The 11,068-nt window shown below is 70.7% G+C and carries 11 protein-coding genes; 3 read left to right on the top strand and 8 right to left on the bottom strand.

From position 1 onward, the window contains the following. Positions 1 to 107 precede the first annotated feature (107 nt). Positions 108 to 974, bottom strand: coding sequence for a phosphotransferase enzyme family protein (locus tag ACWD4B_RS33295; protein WP_451424281.1), 867 nt, complete (start codon positions 972 to 974; stop codon positions 108 to 110). Between the two features lie 135 nt (positions 975 to 1,109). Between ACWD4B_RS33295 and ACWD4B_RS33300 the strand changes: the two genes are divergently transcribed. Further along, positions 1,110 to 2,309: a macrolide family glycosyltransferase gene (locus tag ACWD4B_RS33300; protein ID WP_451424271.1), complete on the top strand. Its 1,200-nt coding sequence runs from the start codon at positions 1,110 to 1,112 to the stop codon at positions 2,307 to 2,309. A 136-nt stretch (positions 2,310 to 2,445) separates the two neighbouring features. On the opposite strand, the gene ACWD4B_RS33305 is transcribed toward ACWD4B_RS33300, so the two are convergent. Continuing rightward, positions 2,446 to 5,292 carry an NACHT domain-containing protein gene (locus ACWD4B_RS33305; RefSeq protein ID WP_451424272.1) on the bottom strand — a complete coding sequence of 949 codons (2,847 nt, stop codon included), beginning with the start codon at positions 5,290 to 5,292 and terminating at the stop codon, positions 2,446 to 2,448. Here ACWD4B_RS33305 and ACWD4B_RS33310 point away from each other — a divergent pair. Then, positions 5,291 to 5,500, top strand: a complete 210-nt coding sequence (locus ACWD4B_RS33310; RefSeq protein WP_451424273.1) for a hypothetical protein — start codon at positions 5,291 to 5,293, stop codon at positions 5,498 to 5,500. The genes ACWD4B_RS33305 and ACWD4B_RS33310 overlap by 2 nt on opposite strands. Here the strand turns inward: ACWD4B_RS33310 and ACWD4B_RS33315 are convergent. Then, positions 5,457 to 5,945, bottom strand: coding sequence for an Lrp/AsnC family transcriptional regulator (locus ACWD4B_RS33315; protein WP_451424274.1), 489 nt, complete (start codon positions 5,943 to 5,945; stop codon positions 5,457 to 5,459). The two genes, ACWD4B_RS33310 and ACWD4B_RS33315, sit on opposite strands and share 44 nt — an antisense overlap. A 92-nt stretch (positions 5,946 to 6,037) precedes the next feature. Here ACWD4B_RS33315 and ACWD4B_RS33320 point away from each other — a divergent pair, with 92 nt between their 5' ends. Next, a complete protein-coding gene (locus tag ACWD4B_RS33320; protein ID WP_451424275.1) occupies positions 6,038 to 6,472 on the top strand; it encodes a rhodanese-like domain-containing protein in 435 nt (144 codons plus the stop codon). A 51-nt stretch (positions 6,473 to 6,523) separates the two neighbouring features. On the opposite strand, the gene ACWD4B_RS33325 is transcribed toward ACWD4B_RS33320, so the two are convergent. The 5 genes from ACWD4B_RS33325 to ACWD4B_RS33345 all read right to left on the bottom strand — a co-directional run bounded on the left by ACWD4B_RS33325 (position 6,524) and on the right by ACWD4B_RS33345 (position 10,873). Continuing rightward, positions 6,524 to 7,246 (bottom strand): lysophospholipid acyltransferase family protein, encoded by a 723-nt coding sequence (locus ACWD4B_RS33325; protein ID WP_451424276.1) that lies wholly within the window; start codon positions 7,244 to 7,246, stop codon positions 6,524 to 6,526. 95 nt (positions 7,247 to 7,341) lie between these two features. Further along, positions 7,342 to 8,109 (bottom strand): sirohydrochlorin chelatase, encoded by a 768-nt coding sequence (locus ACWD4B_RS33330; RefSeq protein WP_451424277.1) that lies wholly within the window; start codon positions 8,107 to 8,109, stop codon positions 7,342 to 7,344. Next, positions 8,106 to 8,987, bottom strand: a complete 882-nt coding sequence (locus ACWD4B_RS33335) for an ABC transporter permease (protein WP_451424278.1) — start codon at positions 8,985 to 8,987, stop codon at positions 8,106 to 8,108. The genes ACWD4B_RS33330 and ACWD4B_RS33335 overlap by 4 nt, the downstream gene beginning before the upstream one ends. After that, the gene (locus ACWD4B_RS33340) at positions 8,974 to 9,750 is read right to left on the bottom strand and encodes an ABC transporter ATP-binding protein (protein ID WP_451424279.1); all 777 of its coding nucleotides are present in this window, start codon (positions 9,748 to 9,750) and stop codon (positions 8,974 to 8,976) included. The genes ACWD4B_RS33335 and ACWD4B_RS33340 overlap by 14 nt, the downstream gene beginning before the upstream one ends. 25 nt (positions 9,751 to 9,775) lie before the next feature. Then, a complete protein-coding gene (locus ACWD4B_RS33345) occupies positions 9,776 to 10,873 on the bottom strand; it encodes an aliphatic sulfonate ABC transporter substrate-binding protein (protein WP_451424280.1) in 1,098 nt (365 codons plus the stop codon). Positions 10,874 to 11,068: the final 195 nt, after the last annotated feature.

The following is an 11,068-nucleotide window of genomic DNA, read 5'->3' on the forward strand; positions in this document are numbered from 1 at the left end:
CAGTTCCCCGCGCCCCTACGGGGCGCCTGGTCGCGCCCACGCGGCGGAGCCGCATATGTGAACAGCCCCGCGCCCCTGACGGGGCGCGAAGGTCCGCTGGACGCGCCCTAGAACGGGTACCAGCGCACCGTCGGGTCCCCGTTGCGCAGCGAGGCGACGCGGCGCTCGAACTCCGCGAGAGCGGCACGGTTGGCGGGGGCGTGCTGGGCCACCCAGGCGCAGCTCGCCGTCTCGCGGGCGCCGCGCAGGACGGAGCAGCCCGCCCATTCGCGGACGTCCCAGCCATAGGCGTGCACGAACGCCTCGTAGGCCGCCGGGTCCAGGCCGTACCGGTCGCGGCTGAGCGCCATGACGACCAGGTCGTGTTCCCGGAAGTCCGTGGCGAACGTCTCTAGGTCCAGCAGTACGGGACCGTCGGGGCCGATGTGCACGTTGCGGGGAAGCGCGTCGCCGTGGATCGGCCCCGGGGGCAGGTGCGGGGTGAGGGCGGCGGCCGCGGAGGCGAAGCCGTCGCGGCGCTCGCGGAGGTAGTCGGCGTCGCGCGGGTCGATCGCGTCCCCGGCCAGCCGCAGCCAGCGTTCGACGCCGCCGAGCAGATCGCGGTGCGGGAGCCCGAAGTCGGGTTCGGGGAGGGAGTGCACCTTGCGGAGGAGGGGGGCGAGGTCTGCGGGGCCGGCGGGGCGGGCGGCGTCGGGGAGGCGGTGCCAGAGGGTCACCGGGTGGCCGTCGGCCATGAGGACGTCGGGCTCGGCGGAGCGGACGGCCGGGACGTCGTGCTCCTGGAGCCAGGCGGCGATGCGGAGTTCGCGCTCGGCGCGGGGGAGGAGCGCGGCGTCGCGGCCGACCTTGGCGACGAGACCGTCGGCGGCGAAGACGGCGTTCTCGCCGAGGGAGAGGAGCGTGGCGGCGGAGGCGGGGAGGGGTGCCCCGGAGGCGGCGAGCAGGGCGCGCGCCCGGTGTTCGGTGAATGCCACGTCCACGTCCGTACCTTCGCCTTCGCTCTTCGTCGACCTGATCGTTGCCAGTCTCTCGTGCGGCAGGTGGCCGGATATCGCCGGGGCGCGAAAAATATCTAGACGAGACGGATCGTCTCGCGTAGCGTGCCGGTCATGAGTACCGACAACGCGCACATCGCCATGTTCAGCATCGCGGCCCACGGCCATGTGAACCCGAACCTGGACGTCATCCGCGAACTCGTCGCCCGCGGCCACCGGGTGACGTACGCCATCCCCGAGTCCTTCGCGGAGATCGTCGCCGCGACCGGCGCCGAGCCGGTGATCTACGGCTCGACGCTCCCGGACGCGGGCGACCCCGAGGCCTGGGGATCCGGGCAGCTCGACTACATGGAGCGGTTCTTCGACGACGCGGTCCAGGCGCTTCCGCAGCTCGCGGAGGCGTACGAGGGCGACGCGCCGGACCTGGTGCTGGCCGACAGCACCTCCTACCCGGCACGGATACTCGCTCACGGCTGGGGCGTTCCCGTCATCCAGCTCTCGACGCACATGGTGGCCTGGCAGGGCAGCGAAGACAGCCCTGTTGCCCAGCAGTTCGAGGAGATCAAGCGGAGCGAGCGCGGCCGGGCCTATTACGACCGCTTCGCCGCGTGGCTCGCCGGCAACGGCGTCACCATGGACCACGACCGTTTCGTCGGTCACCCCGACCGCTGTCTCGCCCTGATCCCGCGGGCGATGCAGCCGTACGCCGACCTGGTCGACGAGAGTGTCTACACCTTCACGGGCCCGTGCCAGGGGGACAGGAGTGAGCAGGGCACGTGGGAGCGCCCGGTGGACGCCGAGAAGGTGCTGCTGGTGTCGCTGGGGTCCACGTTCAACAAGCAGCCGGAGTTCTACCGCGAGTGCATCAAGGCCTTCGGTGACCTGGCCGGGTGGCACGTGGTGCTGCAGATCGGCAAGCAGATGGAGGTTGCCGAACTGGGGGACATCCCGCCGAATTTCGAGGTCCACCACTGGATACCGCAGCTGGCCATCCTGCGTCAGGCCGACGTCTTCGTGACCCACGCCGGCATGGGCGGCTCCCAGGAGGGCCTGGCGTGCGGGGTCCCGATGGTGGCGGTACCGCAGGCGGTCGACCAGTTCGGCAACGCGGCGATCCTGGAGGAGCTGGGGGTGGCGCGGCACGTGCCGGCCGAATCGGCCACCGCCGAGGTGCTGCGGGAAGCGGTGCTGTCTCTTGCGGGCGACCCGGGGGTTGCGGCGCGTTGCGCCGAGCTGAAGGCGGAGCTTGCGGCGGAGGGGGGTACTCCGCGGGCTGCGGACCTTATTGAGGCGGAACTTCGGTCCAGGGGGTGACCCCTGGTACGGTCCCCTGCGGACGGCGGCCGTCGTGCCTCACCCCCACGGGGTGCGGCGGCTGCCGTTCGTTATGTACGTCGGCTGCGGGCCGGTGGGGGCTGGTCGCGCAGTTCCCCGCGCCCCTTACGGGGCGCTAGGTGCGGGGGCGGGGGATGAGGGTTACGGCGCCCGGGGGGAAGCGGTCGAGGCCGAGGAGCAATCCTGCGTTGACGACTTCGATCTCCAGTCCGTCGATGTCCGCGAGGCTCGTCAGATTGACCGTGGTGTCCGGCGCCCTTGCTATGAGGGTGAGGCGGCGGAGACCGGGGAATGCGTTCTTCACGGGCGTGAGATCGCTGTGTCCGAGCGGTGCGTTGAGGATGAGGTGACTCACGTGAGGCAGGGGAGGACTGTCCGCGAGAAGCCGCACATACTGCTTGTTGATCTGCAGTCGGGTCAATGCGGGCATCTCGGCGAGTTCACCACGAGAGGCTTCCGGAACATCGGATGCCGGGAAACTGAGAAATTCGAGCCGAGTGGCGGATGAAATGCCGCTGAGCGTGGTCGTCGTGAACGATTTCTGCCAGAGATAGAGCTCGCGAAGACTGGGCAACCGAAGCAGCGAAGCCATGGCACGGTAGGTCAATGGCACGTCAATGTCGGCACGCTCGACAGTCGGCAGCGCGTCGAGTGTTTCCGGTTCCACGGGCTGGGTCAGTGCAAGGGTCAGATCGGTCAGCGGCAGCTCGCGGAGCGGGGAAAGGGCCAGGACGTGAGGCAAGTCCGACAGGCCGATCCTGCGGAGCTCGCCGAACATGCCGACGAAATCAAGGTCGAGCAGTGCCGTGTTGGCGCTGATGTCGAGCCCCCGCAGCTCGTGCCGGTTCAGTGCCGACAGCAGTTCTTCCTCCGAGAAGTTGCCGATGAAATAGAAGTCGGACTGCTGCGGAAGGGAAGGAAGTGTCTCCAACTCGGCCCGGTTGCTGACGACGATCCGGGTGCCGGGTGAGAGGTGGCGGATGATGTCCTGCGTGTAGTCGTGGGTGTCGAAGGCCCGCCACTCCACGGCCAGCACGCTTTGAACGCCGGGATCGTCGCACGTCCGAAACCGCTTGAGGAACGCCATCGCCGCATCGCTGCCGAGCTTGGTGGCGATGGATATGACGGGCACGAGTTCGTCCTTGAGCAGGCCTTCCGGCCCCGGCAGAAGGTCGAGGATCACCGGGCCCACCGAGGCCAGATGAGTGGCTTCGTCGAACGTGCGCGGCGGGAGCATGGCCGCCGCCCGCTCCTCGACCGCGGCCCGCACGTCCGGAGCCAGCTCCGTCGCCTGCTCCAGGCAGGCCATGGCCAGGAGATGCAGCCGCGTGCGGTGTCCGGCCGTACGGTCACCCCGCGCCACGAGTCGGCGCAACAGCGTCCCCCGCTCCGCGGGCCGGGCGTGTGCGACCGCCATGCGCAGCACGTCCTCCCACTGCTCGTCGTGGGCATTGCGCACCAGCAGACCGAGATCGCGGGACTCGACGGCCGCCTTGGCCCCCAAATAGTCCTGGAACGTACGGTGGATGAAGTCGATGGTGTCCGCCGAAGGCCGCCGCAGCAGGCCGCTGCGGGAGACCAGGTGGCCGAGGATCTGCTGCGCATCCCCCTGCGCCGCCACCGTCGGCATGGCCGGCAACGCATCCTCGATGACAGAGAGCGCGGTCTCCTCCTCCATCTCCGCCTGCCCATTGCGGATGAGCCAATAGGCAAGGCGCTGAAGAAGCTGAATGGCCTGATGGCGGTCGAGGACGATGCCCTCCGGGGCTTTGACTTCACGCTCGTCGTCCCGGCGGATCAGCAGCATCGACAGTGCCGCCTCGTACAACTCCATGCGTCCCCGCGGCAGATGGCCCCGCCGGTCGCGATGCAGGGCGCACACGAGAGCGCACATCAGCGGCGTCGTCGCCAACTGGCTCAGGTCGCGCTGCCCCCGCACCACGTCCTTGAGGCTGTCCTCCAGCTCCGCAGAGGCCCCCGCCGCCCGGTGCCAGCGGTGGACGAACACCAGGACGTCGCGTCTGCTCATGGGCCTGACGGTGCACTCCGTGAACTCCTGGCCCGAAAGCCACCGTTCCGGAACCGCGGAAGGCCTCGTCGTGACGAGGAACCGTGCTTGCGGGTACGCGGCAATGAGTTCTCGCAGCCACGATCGGGTGTGCTCACGCTGCTGTTTCGGCACCTCGTCGAGCCCGTCGACGAGAAGGAGGCCGCGCCCGGCCGAAAGCAGCCGGTCCTCCCAGCCCTTCGGCTGCATGCTCGCGAGCGCGCATCCCGTGGCCGCGAGGAATTCCTGCGGAATCGGCAGCGCACCGTGGCGGACCAGCGTGCGCAGGGGGAGGACGAACGGGACGTGGTCGGGCGCGGAGGTGACCGCCAGCCATTGCAGCAACGTCGTCTTGCCGCTCCCCGCCTGCCCACGGATGAGTACGCGCCGACGCCCGGCAAGTGCCTGCTCCGCACGTTCCACGGTCGTGGCGGGAGCGGGGAGGCCCCGTTCGGCTTCGCTTGCCAGCTCAAGGCTCAAGTAAGCCGTGTCCAGTGGCCAGCACGCCGCCTCGGGCCGGCTGAGATCCAGTCCGACGATGGTCAGGCTGCTGTGGCGCTCGACGACGTAGTCCCGGTACCGCTGTTCAAAAGCGACATCTTCGGCCGACAGACGCGGACCGGCATCCCGCGCCCGCAGCGCCAGAAGCTCCCCGGCATCCACGCCCAGCGCCTTGGCCAGGGCGACCACCGTCGCCTCGCTCGGCATCTTCCGTCCGTTCAGCGCCTGGCTGACCGTCGTGTGCCCCAGCCCGGCCCGGCGCTGCAACGCCTCCACCGTGAACCGCTTCTCCATCTGGAACAGCCTTAGCCGAGCCGCCAGTTCCCTCAGCGCGTCCGGATCCGAAGCCTGCATCCGTTCATCTTCGTACGCCTGAACGTCGGCGAACGCAAAACCGGCGAACTTGGCCCCCATGACTCACACACAGCTGGCCGTCATCATCACCGCCCTCGCCGTCGTTCTCATCCTCGCCGCCGCCGTCGGTGCCGTCGCCGGACTGCTCGCCCGCATGGACGGCGCCAGCCGCCCCGCCGCCGCAACCCGTGCCGGCGCCGCCTTCGGTGCCGCGCTCACCGTCGTCACCGCCGTGTCGGCCCTGGCCCAGAGTCTGTTGCGGTCATGACCGCCGTCGCCGCGCGGCTCGGGAGCGGGCTGGAGTAGACGACGCTCGTCGTCACGGAGCCCAGGGTCGCAATGCGTCCCGCCGTGCGTTCCAGGTCGCGCATCGAGCGGGCGACGACCTTGAGGACGAAGCAGTCCTCGCCCGTGACGTGGTGGGCCTCCACGATCTCGGGGGTGGCGTCCAGCAGGTCGTGGAACGGCTTGTAGTTGCCGATGGGGTAGCGGAGGCGGATGAAGGCCAGGATGCCGAGGCCCAGGGCCTCGGGCCGTACGACGGCGGAGTAGCCGGAGATGATGCCGCTCTCCTCCAGCCGCCGGACGCGTTCCGTGACGGCGCTCGGGGACATGGAGACGGCGCGGGCCAGTTCGGCATAGCTGGCGCGTCCGTTGCGCTGGAGGGCTTCGAGGATGCGTATATCGGTGGTGTCGAGGGAATCATCGGCCATCGCCGATTGATACCACGGATTTCACGGCGGGAGGCGGGCAGGGGCGTTGATCGCGGGTTCAGTCCGACGATCTGGGGCCATAGCGTTCAGGTATGACCACACCACAGCACGCCGTTGCCTTCTTCGCCGCCCGCCTCGCCTTCCAGACGGACGTGTCCGATGTCCGTGCCGCCCTGGCCTCCGGCGACCCGGGCTTCGTGCTCGTCGACTCGCGCGGTGCGGAGGCCTGGGCGCAGGGGCACGTGCAGGGTGCGGTGCACCTGCCCACGGCCGAGATCCCGTACCGCGCCGCCCAGTTGCTGGATCCCGCGGTGCCGGTCGTCGCCTACTGCTGGGGGCCCGGCTGCAACGGTGCGACCCGGGCGGCGCTCGCTTTCGCCCAGCTCGGCTACCAGGTCAAGGAGATGCTCGGCGGGATCGAGTACTGGATCCGCGAGGGCTTCCCCGTCGAGGGCGCGACCGGCGTCGTGCAGCAGCCGGCCGACCCGCTGACGGCGCCGATCGGCTCCATCAGCTGCGCCTGCTGAGCCTGTTGAGCCTGCTGAGCCGCGCCCCGTAAGGGGCGCGGAGCGTACGGGTCAGGCAGCCTGGGGCCGGGGCGCCAGCGTCGTGGGCTGCGGCGGCTTCGCCGCCTTCGCCTTGGCCCGCGCGCCGTATTCGTCCACGTACTCCTGCTCCGACAGTTTCAGCAGCGCGTACATGATCTCGTCCGTCGCCGCCCGCAGCACCTCGCGCGACTCCTCCATCCCCGCGTAGCGGGAGAAGTCCAGCGGCTCCCCGAAGCGGATGGTGATCGGGACCAGGCGCGGCAGGCGGCGGCCGATCGGCTGGGCCTCGAAGGTGCCGATCATGGCGCACGGTATGACCGGTGCGCCCGACCGAATGGCCATCTCGGCCACGCCCACCTTGCCCTTGTAGAGGCGGCCGTCGGGCGAGCGAGTCCCTTCGGGGTAGATGCCGAGGAGCTCTCCGCCGTCCAGCACTTTGAGGCCCGTCTCGACCGCGGCGCGGCCCGCGCCGTTGCCCGAGCGGTCCACGGGGATCTGGCCGACGCCGCGGAAGAAGGCCGCCGTGAGGCGGCCCTTGAGGCCGCGGCCGGTGAAGTAGTCGCTCTTGCACAGGAACGTGACCCGGCGCTTGACCATCACCGGCATGAGGAAGCTGTCGCAGAACGACAGATGGTTTCCCGCGATGATCGCCGAACCCGTGTCCGGCACGTGTTCCATGCCCTCGACCCGCGGACGGAAGACCCAGCGCAGGAACGGGACGAGCACCACGGCCCTGAAGAGGAAGTAGAACAACTCAGTGAGCCTCTCTGACCAATCCGATCACTGACCAATGCGACCCCCCGCGCCGCGTGACGCTAATGGGCTCGGGGGAGCAGTGGCGAGAGGGCCTATTGAGCCACTTCGAACACGGCTGAATCCGCCATCACCGCCGCGGCCGCCGCCTCGTCGAACCGTCGCAGCAGCAAATCCACCACCTCCGGCGCCGGACCCAGCACGTCCGCCACCACGTCCGCCCCGGCCGCCGCCGCGCCCGCCGCGATGCGGTCCGGCAGACGGCCCGGCGCGAGGACGTACGGGGCCACCACGACGCGTTCGGCACCCGCCGCCCGCAGTGCGTGCACCGCGTCCTCCGTGCGCGGTGCACAGGCGGAGGCGAACGCGGGCCGCACGGCGCACCAGCCGGTGTGCCGCCACTCCCGCGCGATTGCTGCGATCACCGCGATCGCCTCCGGGTCCGAGGAGCCCGCCGAGGCCAGGACGACCCCGGTCGAGCGCCGGTCGCCGGGGCGCACCCCGGCCTCGTGCAGCCGCCGTTCCAGCGCGGCCGTCAACAGGGGCGACGGGCCCAGGACATCGGCCTGGACCAGGGAGAGCCCCGGCAGTCGGGACGCCGCCCGGCGCAGGGCCGCCGGCACGTCCGCCTTGGCGTGGAAGGCCCGCGTCAGCAGCAGCGGCTGTGCCACGGCCTCCCGCACACCCTCCGCCGCCAGCCGTTCCAGGACCTGCCCCACGCCCGGTGCATTGAAGTCCAGGAACGCCACCTCCACGCGCAGTCCCGGCCGTTGCTCCGCGACCCGTGCCCGCAGCTGCGCCACCGTCGCCGCGTGGCGCGGGTCGCGGCTGCCGTGGGCGACCAGGACGAGGGGTGCTCTCACCGGCCCGCCGCCAGGCCCCGCGTGCGCAGCACGCGCCGCTCCAGCGGGCTGAAGACGGCCAGGTCGATGGCGATCCCGACGAACAGGATGAGGATGATGCCGAGCAGCACCCCCGGCATGTCCGAATCCGTTCGCGCGTTCTCCAGGTACTGGCCCAGGCCCAGGCCCAAGTCGGGGGAGGAGGCGATGAGTTCCGCCGCCATCAGCGACCGCCACGAGAACGCCCAGCCCTGCTTCAGGCCGGCCACGTAGCCCGGGAGGGCCGCCGGCAGCAGGACGTACCGTGCGCCCCGCACTCCCGTCGCCCCCAGGGTGCGGCCCGCCCGCAGGTAGAGCGGGGGCACCTGGTCGATGCCCGACACCAGGCCGTTGGCGATGGACGGCACCGCGCCCAGCAGGATCACCGCGTACATCGCCGAGTCCGTGATCCCCAGCCAGATGACCGCCGCCGGCACCCAGGCCACCGAGGGCAGGGACTGGAGGCCCGAGAGGACCGGGCCCAGTGCGGCGCGGACGAACGGGACCCGGGCGACCAGCAGACCGAGCGGGGTGCCGATGGCGAGCGCGGCGAGGAAGCCGAGCAGGCCGCGCGAGACGCTGGTCCAGATGATGTCGAACAGGGTGCCGTTCAGCCATAGTTGGCGCAGGCTGTGCCAGACCGCCGAGGGGTCGGGCAGCTTGTAGTCGTCGGTGACGTGCGCCAGGACCAGCAGCTTCCAGACGGCCAGGACGACCGCCACCGCCGTGACGGGCGGCAGTACCTTCCGCCACAGGACCTCCCGCCACGGCGTGCGCCGCACGGGAACGGTCTCCAGCGCGTCGAGTCCGGCCTCCAGGCCGGCAAGCTCGGCAGACCCCTTGGTGTCAGTTCCGGCCATGACGGCGGATCTCCCCCCGCAGCTCTTCGGTGATCTCGATGGACAGGTCCGCCACCGCCGGGTCCTCGATGCGGCGCGGCTGCGGCAGGCCGACCGTCCACTCGCGGGCCACCCGGCCCGGCCGTGAGGACAGCAGCACGACGCGCTCGCCCAGCCGCACGGCCTCCCGCACGTTGTGCGTGACGAACAGCACCGACAGCTGCGTCTCGGCCCAGATGCGGGCCAGTTCGTGGTGCAGCACGTCGCGGGTGATGGCGTCGAGGGCGGCGAACGGTTCGTCCATCAGCAGCACGCGGCTGTCCTGCGCGAGCGCCCGGGCGAGGGCGACGCGCTGCCGCATACCGCCCGACAGCTCGTGCACCCGCTTGTCGTACGCCCCGCCGAGGCGGACGAGGTCGAGCAACCGCTCGGCCTCCGCCCGGCGTTCGGGCCGCGGCACGCTGCGCAGCCGCAGCGCCAGCTCGATGTTGCGGCCCGCGGTCAGCCACGGGAAGAGGGCGTGGTCCTGGAACATCAGGGCCGGGCGGCCGCCGGGCACCTCGATGCTGCCGGACGTCGGGCTGTCCAGGCCCGCGACCAGGTTCAGCAGTGTGGACTTGCCGCAGCCGGACGCGCCCAGCAGGCAGACGAATTCGCCCTGGCGGACGTCGAGGGTGATGTCGTCGAGGACGGGCACGGCGGTGTCATGCCGTCCGAAGCTCTTGTGGACATGGTCGAGCCGGACGGCCACGGCCGTGCCGGTGGTGAGTGTTGCCGGAGCCATCCGGTCACCTCCAGGGGAGCAGGGCCTATTGCTTGCCGAGGTCGGCGGCGCCGACCGGCTGCTTGCCCTCGCCGGCGAGGACTTTGTTCAGCAGCCTCAGGTCGTAGATGCCTGTCAGATCCGGCTTGTCCAGCAGTCCGGCCGCGACGGCGTGGGACGCCTCCGCGTCGAGGGTCGTGGCCAGCGGGTCGTCGGTGGTCGTGAGGGACGCCCACGCCGGGTCGAGTACCGCGGCGGGCAGTCCGCTGCCGGAGAGATTCTTCAGCGCCGCGTTCGCGCTCTCCTTCGCCTTCTGCGGGTTGGCCGCGATCCACGCGTTGGTCTTCACCGAGCCGCGCAGGACGGCCTCGACGACGTCCGGGTGTGCGGCGAGGAACTTCTGCGACACCACCACGTTGGTGATGACGAACTTCCTGTCCGGCCACAGCGTGCTCTCGTCGAGCAGCACCTTGCCGCCCTCCGAGACCAGCTTGGAGGCCGTCGGTTCGGGCACCCAGGCGCCGTCCACCGAGCCGGACTTGAAGGCGTCCGGTGTCACCTTGTTGTCCAGGCGGACGACGGAGACGTCGCCCTTGCCGCTCTGCGGGTCGACCTTCCAGCCCTTCCCGGCGATCCAGTTGAGGAACGCGACGTCCTGTGTGTTGCCCTTCTGCGGAGTGGCGATCCGCTTCCCCTTGACGTCGTCCAGGGTGGTGATCTTCTTGGGGTCGACGACGAGCTTGACGCCGCCGGACGCGGAGCCGGAGACGATGCGCAGGCTGCGGCCCTTGGACTTCACGTAGCCGTTGATCGCGGGGGCGGGGCCGATCCAGCCGATGTCGATGGATCCGGCGTTGAGGGCCTCGATCTCGGACGGGCCGGCGTTGAAGGTCGTCGACTTCAGCCGGGTGCCGCCCAGTTCCTTCTGGATCAGGCCCTCATGGTCGCCGACCAGGGCCGTGGCGTGGGTGATGTTGGGGAAGTAGCCGATGCGCACGGTGTTCGCGGACAGTTTCCGGCCGGACGATGCCGTGGCCGCGGCGCCGGCCTGTTTCTGCGAGCCGTAACCGCAGGCGCCGAGGGCCGGGATGAGCAGGGGCAGGGCGGCGAGGGCCGCGAGGGCGCGGCGGACGGCTGCGGGCACGAGGGGGGTTCCTCTCGGGGGGCGGGGCTGGGGGGTGTCCGGTGGGACTTTGTGCCCCGTCAGGGGCGCGGGGAACTGCGCGATCAGCCACGACGCGCCTGCAGTCGAGGTTCCCGGGGCTTCGCCCCGGACCCCCGGCAGTGCGTCGGCTGCGGGCCGGTGGGGGCTTGTCGCGCAGTTCCCCGCGCCCCTGAC

The organism is Streptomyces sp. NPDC002536, assembly GCF_053594995.1.

What these genes read in the sequence shown, in the direction of transcription:
- ACWD4B_RS33315 (WP_451424274.1), bottom strand. Translation starts at nt 5,945, where the DNA reads ATGGCCGATGATTCCCTCGACACCACCGATATACGCATCCTCGAAGCC.
- ACWD4B_RS33335 (WP_451424278.1), bottom strand. Translation starts at nt 8,987, where the DNA reads ATGGCCGGAACTGACACCAAGGGGTCTGCCGAGCTTGCCGGCCTGGAG.
- ACWD4B_RS33305 (WP_451424272.1), bottom strand. Translation starts at nt 5,292, where the DNA reads ATGGGGGCCAAGTTCGCCGGTTTTGCGTTCGCCGACGTTCAGGCGTAC.
- ACWD4B_RS33300 (WP_451424271.1), top strand. Translation starts at nt 1,110, where the DNA reads ATGAGTACCGACAACGCGCACATCGCCATGTTCAGCATCGCGGCCCAC.
- ACWD4B_RS33320 (WP_451424275.1), top strand. Translation starts at nt 6,038, where the DNA reads ATGACCACACCACAGCACGCCGTTGCCTTCTTCGCCGCCCGCCTCGCC.
- ACWD4B_RS33340 (WP_451424279.1), bottom strand. Translation starts at nt 9,750, where the DNA reads ATGGCTCCGGCAACACTCACCACCGGCACGGCCGTGGCCGTCCGGCTC.
- ACWD4B_RS33310 (WP_451424273.1), top strand. Translation starts at nt 5,291, where the DNA reads ATGACTCACACACAGCTGGCCGTCATCATCACCGCCCTCGCCGTCGTT.